Annotated in this window: 16 protein-coding genes and 1 pseudogene; 10 read left to right on the top strand and 7 right to left on the bottom strand. The window is 67.4% G+C overall.

The features are described from left to right. The first annotated feature begins 886 nt into the window (after positions 1-886). From AC1DWC_RS01865 to AC1DWC_RS01855, 3 genes are all read left to right on the top strand, one after another. Positions 887-1303 (top strand): hypothetical protein, encoded by a 417-nt coding sequence (locus AC1DWC_RS01865; RefSeq protein WP_477905641.1) that lies wholly within the window; start codon positions 887-889, stop codon positions 1301-1303. 274 nt (positions 1304-1577) lie between these two features. Further along, positions 1578-2009 carry a hypothetical protein gene (locus AC1DWC_RS01860; RefSeq protein ID WP_477905804.1) on the top strand — a complete coding sequence of 144 codons (432 nt, stop codon included), beginning with the start codon at positions 1578-1580 and terminating at the stop codon, positions 2007-2009. Positions 2010-2635: 626 nt separating this feature from the next. Further along, entirely contained in the window at positions 2636-3223 is a 588-nt protein-coding gene (locus tag AC1DWC_RS01855; protein WP_477905639.1) for an SMI1/KNR4 family protein, read from the top strand. A gap of 188 nt (positions 3224-3411) precedes the next feature. Here AC1DWC_RS01855 and AC1DWC_RS01850 read toward each other — a convergent pair whose 3' ends face one another. Continuing rightward, a complete protein-coding gene (locus AC1DWC_RS01850) occupies positions 3412-3750 on the bottom strand; it encodes a VOC family protein (protein ID WP_269590300.1) in 339 nt (112 codons plus the stop codon). Positions 3751-3829: 79 nt separating this feature from the next. On the opposite strand from AC1DWC_RS01850, the gene AC1DWC_RS01845 reads away from it, so the two are divergent. From AC1DWC_RS01845 to AC1DWC_RS01835, 3 genes are all read left to right on the top strand, one after another. Next, positions 3830-4471, top strand: a complete 642-nt coding sequence (locus tag AC1DWC_RS01845; RefSeq protein ID WP_477905637.1) for a TetR/AcrR family transcriptional regulator — start codon at positions 3830-3832, stop codon at positions 4469-4471. Between the two features lie 649 nt (positions 4472-5120). After that, the gene (locus AC1DWC_RS01840) at positions 5121-5345 is read left to right on the top strand and encodes a cold shock domain-containing protein (RefSeq protein WP_477905635.1); all 225 of its coding nucleotides are present in this window, start codon (positions 5121-5123) and stop codon (positions 5343-5345) included. Between the two features lie 75 nt (positions 5346-5420). Continuing rightward, a complete protein-coding gene (locus AC1DWC_RS01835) occupies positions 5421-5966 on the top strand; it encodes a DUF2716 domain-containing protein (RefSeq protein ID WP_477905633.1) in 546 nt (181 codons plus the stop codon). A gap of 246 nt (positions 5967-6212) precedes the next feature. Here the strand turns inward: AC1DWC_RS01835 and AC1DWC_RS01830 are convergent, their stop codons facing one another. After that, positions 6213-6734, bottom strand: a complete 522-nt coding sequence (locus tag AC1DWC_RS01830; RefSeq protein WP_477905631.1) for a GNAT family N-acetyltransferase — start codon at positions 6732-6734, stop codon at positions 6213-6215. A 433-nt stretch (positions 6735-7167) separates the two neighbouring features. On the opposite strand from AC1DWC_RS01830, the gene AC1DWC_RS01825 reads away from it, so the two are divergent. The 3 genes and pseudogenes from AC1DWC_RS01825 (at position 7168) to AC1DWC_RS01815 (ending at position 8680) form a co-directional block, all read left to right on the top strand. After that, positions 7168-7512, top strand: a complete 345-nt coding sequence (locus tag AC1DWC_RS01825) for a hypothetical protein (RefSeq protein WP_477905629.1) — start codon at positions 7168-7170, stop codon at positions 7510-7512. A gap of 7 nt (positions 7513-7519) precedes the next feature. Beyond that, positions 7520-8050, top strand: a pseudogene (locus AC1DWC_RS01820) (recombinase family protein). A gap of 81 nt (positions 8051-8131) precedes the next feature. After that, positions 8132-8680 carry a hypothetical protein gene (locus AC1DWC_RS01815; protein WP_477905627.1) on the top strand — a complete coding sequence of 183 codons (549 nt, stop codon included), beginning with the start codon at positions 8132-8134 and terminating at the stop codon, positions 8678-8680. Positions 8681-8755: 75 nt separating this feature from the next. On the opposite strand, the gene AC1DWC_RS01810 is transcribed toward AC1DWC_RS01815, so the two are convergent. The 3 genes from AC1DWC_RS01810 to AC1DWC_RS01800 form a co-directional block, all read right to left on the bottom strand. Next, entirely contained in the window at positions 8756-9190 is a 435-nt protein-coding gene (locus AC1DWC_RS01810; protein ID WP_477905625.1) for a DUF6278 family protein, read from the bottom strand. Positions 9191-9472: 282 nt separating this feature from the next. Next, positions 9473-9952 carry a helix-turn-helix domain-containing protein gene (locus tag AC1DWC_RS01805; protein ID WP_477905623.1) on the bottom strand — a complete coding sequence of 160 codons (480 nt, stop codon included), beginning with the start codon at positions 9950-9952 and terminating at the stop codon, positions 9473-9475. A 126-nt stretch (positions 9953-10078) separates the two neighbouring features. Next, positions 10079-11218 (bottom strand): M24 family metallopeptidase, encoded by a 1140-nt coding sequence (locus AC1DWC_RS01800; protein WP_477905621.1) that lies wholly within the window; start codon positions 11216-11218, stop codon positions 10079-10081. A 37-nt stretch (positions 11219-11255) separates the two neighbouring features. Here AC1DWC_RS01800 and AC1DWC_RS01795 point away from each other — a divergent pair, with 37 nt between their 5' ends. Then, entirely contained in the window at positions 11256-12209 is a 954-nt protein-coding gene (locus tag AC1DWC_RS01795) for a 5'-3' exonuclease (protein ID WP_477905619.1), read from the top strand. Positions 12210-12228: 19 nt separating this feature from the next. Here AC1DWC_RS01795 and AC1DWC_RS01790 read toward each other — a convergent pair whose 3' ends face one another. Together AC1DWC_RS01790 and AC1DWC_RS01785 are read right to left on the bottom strand one after the other, a co-directional pair. Then, positions 12229-13071, bottom strand: coding sequence for a DUF4333 domain-containing protein (locus tag AC1DWC_RS01790; protein WP_477905617.1), 843 nt, complete (start codon positions 13069-13071; stop codon positions 12229-12231). A 121-nt stretch (positions 13072-13192) separates the two neighbouring features. Further along, a complete protein-coding gene (locus AC1DWC_RS01785; protein WP_477905615.1) occupies positions 13193-15913 on the bottom strand; it encodes a DEAD/DEAH box helicase in 2721 nt (906 codons plus the stop codon). Position 15914 lies beyond the last annotated feature (1 nt).

Here is a 15914-nt window from a genome sequence, read left to right as displayed (position 1 = left end):
GCCCGTAGCAGTCCCTGCCCAGGCAAGAGCGACTCGCAGACCAGCAAAGTCGTCGACGGCACAGGACTGTATTCCGACGGCGCCCGGCCGAAATCATCGGCCGTGGCCGGCTGGCACGCCGTCAGAGCTGCCTCGCTGCGAAGAGCGCTCGCGCGGGCACCCGAGTTCGACTCGATGACCAAGTACGCGGACGAGTCGGGGAAAGAACTGAAATGCTTGGCGTAAGCGATCGTGTCGGCATCGGTCAGATGTAGCCCGAGGTTCGTTGCCAGCGACTCCGCCGCCCTCTCGGCCGATCGTGCGCTCACCCAACGACAAAGCCGAGGGCCACCAAACCAGAGAGCCAGCGCTCCGACGATGACTACGGCAATGGCAACGCCGGCCCACAGCGGCCGCGATCGTTTCCGGAACACAGTCATCTGTCTGATACGACCACACGGCATACAGACCCTCCAACGAGGACACGACCACAGCTGAGGATCGCGTGCGTGGTCAGAGGAGGCCTCACCCGACTCGATCAGGCCGCCCAGTCCGATTCGCGTCCGGGAACGGCCGTTTCCCGGACACGAATTTGGGCTGGCCAGCCGCCCGGATGCCCATGACTCGCGGCGATAGATGGTCGGCGTTCTCGCGGCGTCAGGTGGCGCCAACGACAAGGGTGCTGTGGGCGGTTTCGACGACGTCGGCGGTGTGGAGAAGGTGATCGCGGCACACGCCCCCACCCCGAGTCGATCAGGCTCGACTAGTCCACGCCGAACACGCTACGGGCGGCCCGACCAGGTGATACATGGTCGGGGCCACCGTCGCGGACGTAGGCTGACAGCATCCTTCGGTCGGCATCGGTGTTCGGGATCCGGAGCGGGCCACCGGGCAGGGAGGTCCGTCGATGAGACAACGTCGCCGTCTACGCCGAGCATCCATCGTCGCCGGAGCTGGATTAGCGCTGCTCTTCGCCGTGCAACCGGCGGCCGCCGCCGCGCGGACCGACACAGTCTTCCCCATCCCCGTGGTGTGGGTCGGACACGGCGTGACCAACCTCCCCGCCGGCGACATCGAGTACGTGACAGCCAGCACCGACCCGGCAATGCCGGGCATCACCCGATTCACCGGGACCCCCTACACGGTCCACTGGCGCAATCTCTCGACCGGCGCAGCCGACACCGTGATCGGTGTCGAATGGCCGAGCGTCAACGTCCACACCGGGTCCGGACCGATGGTCGCCACCGTCACGCCGGACGCCCTGCTCGCGGCGTGGCCGGGACTCACCCTCCTGCCCGGCGCCGGCGCCTGGACGGTCCCCTGACCGACTCGGAAGCCGCCCCCGGAGGCGTTGCGGATGCTGCCGCCAGACTTTTTCGGCGAACAACGCCGCCAACCCGAAAGGTTCCCCGACGTGTTCCAACTGTGGTGGTACACCATGAACCTGCCGAAAGAATGGATCCAGGCACTGAATGCCATAGCCCCTTGCGAGTGGTGGGGATGGGGGCACTGTCCGTATCCGTGATCAGTTGTTGGTGACCACGAAGCCCTTGCCCGCCGGATTGACCTGCACCGCAATGCTGTCCTTGGAGGTCGCCATGATTGATTTCGTTCGCCGATCGGTCGTCTGCGCGGCCGTCGTGGCCGTTTCCGTTCTGGCGCCGGCGGCCATCGCCTCCGCCGCGGTCACCGTTCCGTTCCAGATCAACCCTGCGCCGTTCGGAAACCCGAACGGCAGCTTCGACGCGCCCGCGGTCCGTTGCGTGGCCGTGGTCGGCGAACAGCCTGGGACGGTGACGATCACCGGCTCGGAGGAAGGCAGACGTGAAGGCAGATGGGCGTGCCAAGTCCTGGGCGACGTGCACTGGCTGAACCTGTCGAGCGGAGCCTCCGGCTCCGCCCGGATGTCGGTCGCCCAGTACGGCTACCCGGCCGCGGTCCTGCCGACCGGGACCGGGCAAGTCGTCGTCGCCGTCATACCCGCCCCCGGCACGACCACACCGGGCGTCGCAACCGTCTACGTTCCGTAGGCGCCGGCCCCGCGGTCCGGGAGGGCACGCGGGTCTCCCGCTCACCAGGCCGGAGTGGGCTCAGTTCTCGATCCCGACAGGCGGTGGTCGAGGCCTCTCTGAATGTGGATCAGCCGGCGGCGGCGGTGCGGCCATGCCGGTGGGGCCCGCTCAACGCCTCGAGCAGTTCCAGCCGGTCCTTGGGGCTGCCGAGTCGGTCAGCGGACCGTCCAGACACCGGCACCGGGTGTGCTGGCGAATACCCCGTATCCGGGCCCATCGGGCAGCGTGGCCACGGCGACCACCGTCCCGGAACCGACCGTTTTCCGGACACGAATCCGGATGGTGAGGCCGCGCCTGTGCGGTTCGGGCAGGACGTTGCCACCGGAGACCTCGGCGAGCCGCTGGGAACCGTTGCGCGGAAACTAAAGCCAGACGCCGCTGGTATCCACTGGTGGGGATCTCTGGGAGAGTCACTCCGGGTCAACCAGCTGAGCGCGAGAATTGGCGGCCGGATTCAGCCGCGGAAGCCTCGGGGCCGAGGGAAGCGTCGGCCCGCACCGCCTTGTCTTTGTTGACCTGGGGAATGTTGTTGATTTATCGGATGTCTAACCATGGTTCGACGCCGGCGCCGATAGCTTTGCGTCATGACGGTTGAGGCGAACTGGGCCCGGATCATCCGCTGGTGCGAGCAACACGCCTCCGCGACCGCGGCGAAACTGTTGCCACCTGCCAAACCGGCAGATACTCGCGCCGCTGAGACTGCCACCGGCAGGGTCTGGCCTGAACAGCTCCGCCAGTGGTTCACTCTGCACGATGGCAGCCGCCCCGGTTGCCCGCTCTATCTACTCCCCAGGTTCGCACCAATCTCCGCCACTGCCGCCGCTGAGGTTCACTCACGGATGACTCAGCTGTGGCAGGACATGACCGACGATCTCGGGGGCACTGAGATGTTGATGGCTGCACCCGCAGGAGAGGAAGCCGGGACCTACCTACCCGCCTACATCCCTATCGGTGAGGACGGCGCCGGCGACTACCTCGTGATCGACACCCGCTCCGGGGACCGCCAGGACTGCGTGGTCGACTTCTTCGGGGAGGGAGTCGAAACCCTGAAGTGGGTCTCGATCGAGGCGATGCTCGACTCCACTGCGACAGCGCTCGAGCAGGGAACGGACTGCGAGGGGTGGGTGCCGGTCATCGAGGACGGTCTACTCCGTTGGGACTTTCAGCCGTAGCGCCTCGATCAGGCGCAGAACCCTCTTGGTGTGACTCGCGGCGATAGATGGCGGTGTTCTCGCGTCGCTCCTTGGGGGATCGAAGAACTGCGCTGCGCTCACTGCTCAAGCATCCCGCAGTCGAGTAGTCACGATTCCGCCACGCCGCCGAGCACCTAGGCCGTCGAGCTGTGATGAGAGGCTGCTACTCAGCGTTGGACGACACAGAACTCATTTCCCAGGGGATCGGCCAGTACCGCGGTGCGATACCCGCCGTCGTCGTTGTGCTCTTCCAGTGTTCGCGCACCGAGGCCAGCTAGTCGCGAGACCTCAGAATCGAGGTCATCGACGAAGAGATCCAGATGAGCCCGGTTCTTGACATCTTTCGGCTCCTTCACACTTTGCAGCGTGAGGTGATGCAAACCTCCGCCCGGTGAAACAAGCCCATGGAACTGCGCACCGTCTGTGAATGGGACGGGTTCGTCGTAGCCGAGAGCCGCCTTCCAGAAGATCGCCGCGGTCTTCACGTCGACGCAATCGAGCGTCATTCCGACAGTCTGATTCACAACACCCTGCTTCCTGATCGATGTTCGGTTACCTAACGGTGTTAAGTGTATCCTGTGCAGGATGACGAAGGAACCCAGACGCGATCGACAGCGTCGAGAACTCAAGCAGGACATCGTCGCCGAAGCGCGCCGACGACTCGAGGAAGGTGGGCCGACTGCGGTCACCCTTCGCGGGATCGCGCGCGAGGTCGGGGTCAGCGCACCCGCGCTCTACACCTACTTTCCCAGTCTCGCCGAGCTGTTCACCGAGTTGATCGTGCAGAGCTATCAATCGCTCGAAGCCAACATCGCCGCGGCATTCGGTGCATCGGCAGGGTTGGCTCTCGAACAGCGCCTCGCCGCCGGGCCACTTGCCTACCGGTCCTGGGCGATCGAACATCGCCGACAGTTCAACCTCATCTTCTTTGACCAGATCGACGGGTACGCCGCACCGCCAGGCGGGTCCACCGTGTCCGCGCAAACAGACGTGCTGCAACCAATCGCCGCCCAATACGCCGAGGCCCGAGGATGCACGATCAGTCAACTGTTGGCCGACGACGATCTCCTCGATGACTTTCTCGCCTGGTGGGGGGCGTTCCACGGCATTGTCGCCCTCGAGGTCAACCATCATCTTGACTGGCGCGAACCAGAAGCAATCTTCCAGCGTCATCTCTATGCCAGCATCCGAGAACTCCTCGCAACAGATGAGACAACCCGCCGGTGACTGCGGCGGGCTTGCTTGACGCCACCTGACGACGCGAGAACCCCGCCATTTGTCGCCGCGAGTCACACCCTCGTGGTGCCAACCCAAGTATCAGCTCGGGTCATAACCGAGACGTCCGCCATCCGAGGCGTCCATCAATCGACCGATTCTTGGACAGCGCTCAGGGAGCAGCTGTCCACAACGCGGCTATCCCCGCCGGCTGACGACAAGCAGGCCCGCGACTGCAACCATCACGAACAGGGCCGACATTTCTGCCGCCCACTGCCCGACTAGCAAGCCTCCGAGGAAGAGCGAACCGACAGTTCCCACAGCGCCGACCACGAGAAGCGCTACGCCGACAAGAGTCATGACGCGTCGACTGTTCATTCGTCCCCTCGTCGCAGTTGCCCATCACTGGGCGCGGTTTCGGCGCGCACCAGCCGCAGAGTATCTGTACGTGCGACCTCAGCTCCGGATTGATAGCTCTCCCCTATTGAGTACGTGTGTCTCCTCATCGGCCGTTCCCGGACACGAATCGGACTGGGCAGCTCAGGATGTGTGAGCTTCGGTTGTCTTCATTCGGGAATGCGTTGGCGTCAGACGGACTTCGTGCCGTCGTCGGGCGTTTCGGACTGTCGATCTTCGCCGAAACCATGAGATCGTCCTTGCCGTGGGACAGACAACGGGAATGGTCCGGGAGTGGCACGCCGAGTTGGGGTGGGGAGTGCTGGACTCCTCCGACACCCCCGGCGGATGCTGGGCGCACTTCAGCAACATCGAGGGGACCGGATTCCGCTCGTTGACGGTAGGCGCAACGGTCGACCTCGACTGGGAGCAGGCGGCCCAGGACGGGTACCGCTTTCGCGCGACCCGAGTGAAGCAGCTGGAGACGTGAACTGCGGGCGATGAACCTGATGGAGCTGTTTATCGACGAGATCCGGTCCGGGATTAGCCGAAGGAGGTCGCCGCAATGATGAGGCACACGCTCAACTTCGGCAGCCCGCTGCCGAATGGCTGGACCACGCTGGAAGATCGGAGTCGATACTGGGATCGGTTCACCGACAGGTTCGGGTTCCGGCCAGGCATCACCGGATCGACCTGGCCGGCGATCGCCGAACCGACACCGTCGGTCACCTTCGATCTGACCGCGCCCGCCGACATCTCAGGCGCCTGGCAGAGCCGCTTCGACGCAGTGAACGCCGAGGCATTGCGCTGTTTCGTCAGCGAGTTTCCCGACGACCCGACGTTCGTGGTGTTGGACTGGCAGCACCCCGGATACCGGCTTGATGCAGCCGTCCATGCCGCCACTCGTGACACCGAGTGGCGGGTTCCCGTCTACCCCGACGGCGACTACTACATCTTCCTGCGAGACGACCTCAGCGAGGGAACCTTCGGGCATCCGTGGGAGAAGACCCTCTGCGTCTTCGGCGACCGCCTCCTGGGCACACTCGCACGTACCCTCGCGACGTGGCTGCCTGTCAAACGAATCGACGGCCAACGACCGGACTCCGTGTAGCGCAACCGAACACCACCTGAGCTTCGGCGACTGCGCGATGCACGGTCGAAAACACCTCCGCGAGGTCGTCTGCGGATAGCAGTGCCCGGCCTGGCGCCCGGATTGATAGCTCCCCCTTATTGAGTGCGTGTGTCTCCTCATCGGTCGATTGATGGACGCCTCGGATGGCGGCCAGCATCGCTTGTGACTCCTCGCGATGTATGGACCTGTCCTGTTAGCCGATCGCTGAGGCGGACAACTTGCCGGTTAAGGAAGAGGTTTTCCCATGGCGATCCGCGGCCACTGGTCAAGTCCCGCAGCCGCTTCCGCGCATCGTTGAGCAGCTAAGCCGTACGTGAGGTCCTCGTCGTCGAGTGCCATCCAGCCGAACTGCTCATAGAAGGGGGCATTGAACGGAACATCGCGGTACGTAGTGAGGGTCATATTGGCGAATCCCTGATGGAGAGCGCGCTGTTCGGCGGCGCGCATGAGCCGGCGTCCAATTCCTCGGCGACCCCAGTCGGGTGCAACGGTCACCTGTTCAACGTGTAGCGCGCCGTCGAGCGGGCTCATGCGGACGAATCCGACAAAGGCACCCTCACAGGAGACTGCGACGATGAGATAACCGCGTGTCCTGGCAGCTTCGAACTCTGCCAATACGGGTGCAGGGCCATCGGCGACCAGGTCCATTCCCAGTTCTCGAAAGAGGGCGCCGGCCGCGATCTGCATCGCAGGGAGGTCCGCGAGGTCGTCGTCAGGCATGGCTTGCCGAATGATCACGTCGGTCACAGTCCGAGTATCCGATCCCGCCTTCCCGACCGCCACATATCGCCGCGAGTCACACCCGAGAAGCGGGCGCCAGGATTGATAGCTCCCCCCTATCGAGTTGCGGGTGTCTCTTCATCGTTCGATTCTCGAACCCGGCGCGCATGAGGTGGCCGGGCACCATTCGGAGGCTGCGGTTGGGAGCGCGCAGCTACTTGATGCGGTACAGCAGGCTTACGGTGAGAGCGGATCGGCGCAACTCTCCCGCACGATGAGACACTCCTGCGCTGGTCTCTCCACCCACTGTGCCCGAAAGTCACTTCGAATATATTCGGAATTGCCGCCACACCATAATCGCCGATGCGACACTCCTTCCGGAGCAAGAGAGTGCGTCCAGAGTAGTAAATTCGGGCGCGTCGCGAAACCGGACTGGTCATTGACCGAAGGATGTAAGGAAATGATGGACGATTGGCCGCAGATCTCTGGAGTGGAGTTAGCCAAGGGCGTTGCCGTGGTGTATGTCGGCGCCGATATTGCCCAACCGTATTACTTTGGTGACTCTGCTATAGCTGTTCTGCGCAAGGGGCATCCCGGGCGGATACTGGATCCTGACCGGCACCATGTCCGGGTTACCTGGGTCGCACTGGAAGATGAGCCAATTAGCTATGGCTCTGGCTTCTCTTTGAAAATTACAGAAACGGACCCGGACGGAATTGTGCCGGGCCTTCGTCGGATAAGTGAGCCTGAGTACGAGATCCTTGAGGGCAAGTACAGGGCAATTGCCGAGAAAGGTCGTGAATAGTCCGGCAATGTTGGGCTACGCCGGGGTCTCGACCGCCGACCAGAACCCCGATCTCCAGAGCGACGCCCTGAGCGCCGCGGGCTGCTTCAAGGTGTGGACCGACATCGCGTCCGGAGCCAAGACCGATCGGCCGGAACTCGCCGCCCTCGTGGACGTACTGAGGCCCGGCGACACCCTCGTCGTGTGACGGCTCGACAGACTCGGGCGGAGCCTCCCCCACCTGATCGAGACCGTCACCGAGCTCGAGCAGCGCGGCGTCGCCTTCCGATCCCTGACCGAGTCCATCGACACCTCGACCGCCGGCGGACGGCTCATCTTCGGCGCCCTCGCAGATTTCGAGCGCAGCCTCATCAAGGAAAGGACCGTCGCCGGCCTCGCCGCGGCCCGCGAGCGAGGCCGTATCGGGGGCCGTCCGGCCGCGCTCACCCCCGCGAAGAAGCGCCAGGCCAAGAAAATGCGCGCAGAGGGCGTGCCCATGTCGGAGATCGCCGAGGTGCTCGAGGTCGCGCGGAGCACCCTGTACCGGCATCTCGGCTAGGGCGTGTCTCCTAAATGGCTGGTCATCGCCCACGGCGGGGCCAGGGTGCTTCGGACTGTTCACACTCATCGCCTTCTGACCGTGGTCGTTGACGCGCTTGTCGCCGACCTCTGCATGCTCTTCTCGGATACGCCGGCTTCTCGGGAAGGCGGGCGTATCGATTCCTATGATGTGGGCATGTTCGAGTTCGTTCTCTGGGGCTCTACGGGGCTCATCGTGGCGGGGCTCCTCGCATTCTGGTGGCGTCAAGATGCCCGAGAACGCAAGGAGACCGAGCTCTTCAAGCGGTGGGCCAACGCGACGGTCTGGAACAGCGATCCATCGGCGAGGATCGTGGTGATATCTCGGACGGTCGAGGATGTCGTCTCGCTCAGCGACGGCGTCGTGGAGATCGAAGCGGTCTTGACCTCAGACTCGCCAGTAGTCGCGGAAGCGGGATGGTATCTCCTCGTCACGGGTTGGACGGATGCTCGAGACCGTGCGAAACGAGGCGAACCCATCGCGTTCGGGCCCGCTGAGATCCTCGACTCGTTCCCACCCCACACGCCTGAGCTCGTAGATCGACTGAGGGGGCGAGGGGATCGACCACCTCGACTCGCGAGTCGACTGCTCGGGCTCAGGGGACTCTAGGGCCGGCGGCGGTGTTCACCTATCGAGACCGGTCCGGTTCACCAGCGCGCACAACGAGTCGGAGAGAACCGAGCCTCAGGTCCCGCGTGCTCGGCACAGGACAGTCGCCAATCGCGGGGCCCCAGTCGAGATCCGATCGCGTGCGATCGCGATGACGTCGACGTCTCGATCATTGGCTAGGCGCACCACCGGATGGCCGTTCGGCCAGGCATGCCATCGTGCGCCCTCGACCTGATCGACAAGCACGACACCAAGAAACTGGCCAATCTCGTTGCCCAACATCGGACTGATCTCTGGGTCACGCGACCAAGCATCGATGGCAGTATCGACAGCGTCCAGACCTTCCACCGAGTTACTCAGCTGCTCGCCGCGGTCAGCCATCCATTGGGGCAGCTCGTCCGGCTGGAGGGGCTGCCCCTCGATATCTCGATCACGGACGTACAGAGCGATCCCGCGAGCCATGCCGTACTTGGGTCCAAAACGAAACACCCGCTGAACAAGTCGAATCACAAACCCAGTATCGGGCACCGGTCGCCGTGGGCGATCGCTTCGCGGGCGGCGACCGCGAACAGCTGGGTCGACTCGCGGTGGACGAGTGCGGACAGCTCGTTCGGGTGGAAGTAGCTTTGGCCGGCGGGTGGGCGTCGGGACTGCTTCCCTGTCGACCATCCGGATGTACCGGCGATCGTTGATCGTCGCGTGGGATTGCGTTCGGGGTCAGGGGCCGCCGTCTTCGGAAAGTGAGGCGAGCCAGGCACGACGGGACTCGATCTGCTCGGGAGACGCCGCGGGTCAGTCGGCCAGGGCGTCGAGAACGGCGTCGTAGTCCTCGTCGTCGAGGAGTCCCTCGTCGAGGGCTCGGCCGACCTGGTTGTTGAACCCCCCCTCGGTGATCGGAGGGGCGTCGTTGGCGTACGGGAAGGGGCTCGGGGCGCCAGGCTTCTCGTAGGTCCACTCGATCAACTCGCGCCGCAGCGTCACGCGGTCGATCTCTCCCGCGGCGTACCGGGCGGCGATCTCGTAGGCGGTGCCTCCGTGCGTGCCGGGCCGGGCGTCGCGGGCCTCGACGCGGGCTCGCTTGAGGAGGTCGCTGATGGTCGGCTGGCTCACGTCCGCGATTCGAGCGAGGTCGGTCTGCGTCAGCCCCGACTCGTAGAGCTGGCGCAGGTGCCGCAGGTAGTTGATCCGCGCTACCTTTTCGCGGGCCTTGTCTCGTGCCAGCTCGCGGTAGAGCTGCTGCTGCTCATGATCGAGACCCATGATGATCGGCATCTTCTCCCCGTTGCTCTATAGGCAGTCCTATACCCGCAGGTGGGAATGGTAAGGGGTTCAATCCAGTCGGGGCGACAAGTCCCCCAGACGGGCGCCGTCCAGGATCGCGGCGGGTGTCGGACCGCGCTACCCGCCGAGGACCGTCAGACCGTGCGGACGCAGGTTCATCGACTCGCAGCCGTCGGCCGTCACCACCACGATGTCCTCGATCCGTGCGCCCCACCGGCCGCGGAAGTAGATGCCCGGTTCGATGCTGAACGCCATGCCCTCGGCGAGCTCGATCCTGTTGCCCGCCACGATGTACGGCTCCTCGTGCACCGACAGGCCGATGCCGTGGCCGGTGCGGTGCACGAAGACCTCCGCGAGCCCGGCGGCCGCGAGCGCGTCGCGGGCCGCGGCGTCGACCGACTCCGCGGTGACCCCCGGCCGGACCGCGTCGACCGCGGCGCGCTGGGCCCGCTCGAGCACGGCGAACTGCTCCGCGATCTGCGGGCTGGGCTCGCCCAGGCTGTAGGTGCGGGTGGAGTCGGAGTTGTAGCCCGGCTCCACCGGGCCGCCGATGTCGATCACCACGATGTCACCGGACTCGATCACCCGGTCCGACACCTCGTGGTGCGGGTCGGCGCCGTGCGGACCGGACCCGACGATGATGAACTCGGCGCCGGTGTGGCCCTCCTCGACGATCGCGGCCCCGATGTCCGCGGCCACCTCGGCCTCGGTGCGACCGGCCCGCAGCCACTGCCCCATCCGCGCGTGCACCCGGTCGATCGCCGCGCCCGCTCGGCGCAGTGCCTCGATCTCGGCCTCGTCCTTGAGCATTCGCAGCTCGCGCAGCACCCCGGTGGCCAGCACCGGCGGTGCGCCGAGGGCCGCGGTCAGCGGAATCACGTGCAGGGCCGGCATCGCCTCAGCGACCGCAGTGCGGCTCGGCGTCGACAGCAGCGACCCGACCAGCGCGTACGGGTCCACGCCGTCCACCCAGTCCCGCACCGACAGGCCCAGTTCCGCGGTCGCCGAGTCGCCGAGCGCGGCGAGCTCCAGGCGCGGGACCACCACCGACGCGGCACTCCCGTCGGCCGGCACCACCAGGCAGGTGAGCCGCTCGAACGAGTCGGCCCGCGAGCCCAGCAGGTACCGCAGGTCCGGACCCGGGGTGATGAGCAGCGCATCGAGTCCGGCGGCCGCGGTGAGCTCGGCGGCGCGGCGCAGGCGCTCGCCGTATACGGCGGTCGGGAATCGTCCTGTCGAGGAGCTCTGTGCACTCATGACACTGAGGCTAACGATGTTTGGCAGGATGAGCGGCATGACTGGCCCCCTCCTTCTCCTCGACGGCGCAAGCCTGTGGTTCCGCGCGTATTACGCACTGCCCGAATCGTTCACGGCGAAGGACGGCCGGCCCGTCAACGCGGTGCGCGGGTTCACCGACATGGTCGCCTCGCTGATCACCCGGCACCAGCCGTCCCGGCTCGCGGTCTGCCTGGACCTGGACTGGCGCCCGCAGTTCCGGGTTGACGCGGTGCCGTCGTACAAGGCTCACCGCGTGGCCGCCGAACACGAGCAGGGCCCGGATGTCGAGGAGGTGCCGGACACCCTGACCCCGCAGGTCCCGATGATCCTCGACGTGCTGGCGGCGGCGGGGATCGCCACCGCGGGCGCGCCGGGGTGCGAGGCGGACGACGTGCTCGGCACGCTCGCCGCCCGCGAACGCGAGGACACCGTGGTCGTGGTGAGCGGGGACCGGGACCTGCTGCAGGTGGTCGCCGACGAGCCGGTGCCGGTGCGGGTGCTCTACGTGGGCCGCGGACTGGCCAAGGCCGAACTGTTCGGCCCCGTCGAGGTCGCCGAGAAGTACGGGGTCCCGGCCGGGCGTCCCGGGCCCGGTTACGCGGAACTGGCCCTGCTGCGCGGCGACCCGTCCGACGGCCTGCCCGGCGTGAAGGGCGTCGGCGAGAAGACCGCGTCCGCGTTGCTGCTCGAGTACGGCTCCGTGGCGGCACTGCGGGACGCGGTGGCGGACCCGGAGTCCGGTCTGGCCAAGGGAATTCGGGCGAAGCTGACGGCCTCGGCGGGCTACCTCGACGCGGCGCTGCCGGTGGTGCGGGTGCTCACCGACGCCGACGTGACGTTGTCGCGGCCGGACCTGCTGGCCGCCGCGCCGGCGGACCCGGACCGGCTGGCCGAACTGGCCGCCGACCTCGTGATCGAGACGTCCGTCGGCCGACTGGTCAAGGCGATGGCGGCGCCGCGTCAGGCGTGACCGGTGACCGGCCCGCCGGTCAGGGCGTGGTCGGCCGGCCGACCTCGTAGGTGCCCTCGTCGTCGGTGAACGTGACGGTGACCTGCTGCGGGTTTCCCTTGACGGTCAGCGTGCAGGTGAAGATGGCGTCCTTGACCACCTTCTGCCCGGCGGGGCAGGCGACGTCGGCGACGTCGGTGGCCCCGTACGAGTCCTCGAGCACCTGGGCGACGCCCTGCTCCGCCGCCGCCCGGTCGAGGGTGGTGCCGCGGGTGCCGAGCACCGCGGCGACGACACCGCCGACCAGCAGGAGGGCGACGATGCCGATGCCCACCCACTTCGACACGGAGGACTTGGCCGGGCCGTGCTCGAGCGGCGCCGCCGGGTACGGGGGCTGAGCTGGGTACTGACCGGGCGGGAGGTACTGGCCCGGCAGCGGCTGCCCCGGGTACGGCTGCTGCGGAAACTGCGCACCGGCGTACTGGGGCTGCGGGAACTGCGGCTGCGCGTACTGGGGTTGCGGGACCTGTCCGGTCGGGAACGGGCCCGGCTGCGGGTACTGGCCACCCGGGAATCCCGCCAGCGGGAACTGTGCCGGAGGGAACTGCTGACCCGGGTACTGCGCGGGCGGAAACTGCTGCTGCCCGGGGAACGGCTGGCCCGGGAACGGCTGCGCGGGAAACGGCTCTGCCGACATCTGGGGCGGCGGGGCCTGCGGCGGCACCTGACCGCCCCAGGCCGGCTGGTCCCACTGCGGCGGGGCCAGTGTGGGCACGGGCGCCGCGTCCGCCGGCTGAGGCTGCGGCGCGTCGGGGCGCTGCGCCCACTGCTGGTCCTGCGCGGCCCGTCCGTCGGTGCTGCCGGCGTCGAACTGATCGTTCATCGTGCCTCCACTCGGGTGCTCGCCCGTCGTCCTTGCTCCCCCGCCGCAACGCGTCGGGCGCGACAACCCCTCGGCGGCCCGATGTTTCGACAGCGCCCGAATCCAATCACATCCGGCACGCTCAGGCCGCGTCGACGGCGACGACACCCCTGCGGATCGCGCCGACCGCCTTCGATGCCGCGGACCGCACCTCGGGGTCGGGCGCGGTCGAGTGCACCTGGTCGAGCAGGTCGATCACCTGCCGGCACCACCGCACGAAGTCGCCCGCCGACAGGGCCTGGCCACGGTCCCCGGCCGCCAGCAGCGCGTCGACGAGCGGTTCGCCGCGTGCCCACTTGTAGACGGCGGTGACGAACCCCAGGTCGGGCTCCCGGGTCAACGGCAGCCGGTGCCGGACCTCGTCGGCCCGCAGCGCGGACCACAACTGCACGGTCTCGTCGAGTGCATGCCGGATCGGGCCGGTGGGTCCGCGGTCGCCGACGTCCCCGTCCTGACGCGACTCGTAGACCATGCTCGAAACCACCGCGGCGAGTTCGGCCGGGCCGAGCCCCTTCCAGGCGCCGTGGCGCAGGCACTCGGCCACCAGCAGGTCGCTCTCCGAGTAGATCCGAGCCAGCCGCTGCCCGTTCTCGGTGATGCCGTGGCCGGTTGCGCCGGCGGCGCCCAGCTCGCCCTGTTCGATGTAGTCCCGCTCGCCGAGCAGGCCGAGAATCCGGTCGAAGGTGCGCGCCAGCGAGTTGGTGGTCGCGGCGACCTTCTGCCGCAGCGTCTCGGTCTCGCGGGCGAGCTTGTTGTACCGCTCGCCGATCCGGTTGAGCTGCTCACGATCCGGCGAGCTGTGACACGGGTGCGAGCGCAGGGCCCGCCGCAGCGTCGCCAGCTCCCGGTCGCTCGACGCGGGCGAACGCCGCTTGCCGTACCGGCCCGGCGCGACGATGCCGGTGCTGCGCAGCGCGGCGGCGAGGTCGCGGCGGCTGCGGGCGGTGTGGTGGTCGACGAACTTCGGCAGCCGCATGGTGCCGAGCGCCTTCGCGGGCATCGGGAACTCGGCCGCGGAGACCCGGCCGGCCCACTTGTCCTCGGTGAGCACCAACGGCCGGGGGTCGGTCGCGTCGGAGTCGGCCTCGAGCACGACGGCGAGTCCGGAGCGTCGTCCGACCGGGATGGCGATGACGTCGCCGCGGCGCAGCGCGGTCAGCGCCTCGACCGCGTCCTGCCTGCGATCCGTGCGGCCTTGACGTTCGAGCTGACGCTCGCGGGCGCGCACCCGCTCGCGCAGCTGCGCGTACTCGAAGAACTCGCCGTCGACGCCGCCGAGTTGGTCGGCGAGCTGGGCCAGCGCCGCCTCGTTGCGTTCGACGGTGCGGACCAGTCCGACCACCGAACGGTCGGCCTGGTACTGCGCGAAGGACCGCTCCAGCAGCGAGCGGGACTCTCGTGCGCCCATCCGGTCGATCAGGTTGATCGACATGTTGTACGCCGGCCGGAACGAGCTGCGCAGCGGGAAGGTCCGGGTGGAGGCCAAGCCGGCCACCTCGGTGGCCTCGATGCCCGGCTGCCAGAGCACCACCGCATGCCCCTCGATGTCGATGCCGCGGCGGCCCGCCCGGCCGGTGAGCTGGGTGTACTCGCCGGGCGTCAGCTCCGCGTGCGTCTCGCCGTTGTACTTGACCAGCCGCTCGAGCACCACCGTGCGGGCCGGCATGTTGATCCCCAGCGCCAGCGTCTCGGTGGCGAACACCGCCCGCACCAGTCCCTTGACGAACAGTTCCTCGACGGCGTGCCGGAACGCGGGCAGCATGCCGGCGTGGTGCCCGGCGATGCCGCGTTCGATGCCCTCGCGCCACTCCCAGTAGCCGAGCACCGCGAGGTCTGCCTTCGGCAGCGCGCCGGTGTGACGGTCGATGATCTCGGCGATCTCGGCGGCCTGCTCCTCGGTGGTCAGCTTCAGCCGGGAGCGCAGGCACTGCGCGACCGCGGCGTCACAGCCGGCGCGACTGAAGATGAAGGTGATGGCGGGCAGCAATCCGTCCTCGTCGAGCCGGGCGATCACCTCCGGCCGGGCAGGCGGGCGGTAGTTGGTGTTGCCACCGCGACCGCCACGCACCCGGCCCCGCGGCTCCCACGACTCGAGCCGGGCCGCCGCCTCCCGCTGCTTGAGGTGCCGCACCAGTTCGCGGTCCACCACCAGGCGGGCGGCGGGGTCCTGGGCCTGCGCGTCGTTGTCGAACAGGTCGAACATGCGCCGGCCGACCATGATGTGCTGCCAGAGCGGGACCGGCCGCACCTCGTCGACGATCACCTCGGTGTCGCCGCGCACGGTGGCCATCCACGACCCGAACTCCTCGGCGTTGCTCACGGTCGCCGACAGGCTCACCAGTCGCACGTCCTCCGACAGGTGCAGGATCACTTCTTCCCACACGGCGCCGCGGAACCGGTCCGCCAGGTAGTGCACCTCGTCCATCACCACGTGCGAGAGCCCACGCAGCAGGTCGGAGTCCGCGTACAGCATGTTGCGCAGCACCTCGGTGGTCATCACCACCACCGGCGCCTGCGGGTTGATGCTCGAATCGCCGGTGAGCAGGCCCACCGAGGCCTTGCCGTAGCGCTCCACCAGTTCGGCGTACTTCTGGTTGCTCAGCGCCTTGATCGGGGTGGTGTAGAAGCACTTGCGCCCGGAGGCCAACGCGAGGTGCACGGCGAACTCGCCGACCACGGTCTTGCCCGCGCCAGTCGGGGCGCACACCAGCACCCCGTGACCGGCCTCCAGGGCACGGCAGGCCTCGGACTGGAAGGGATCAAGGGAAAATTTCAGCTGCGCCGCGAAGACCTCTAGTTCCACC

This window comes from Rhodococcus sp. P4_C10 (assembly GCF_056402135.1).
This window is presented reverse-complemented; position numbering and strand designations above follow the sequence as displayed.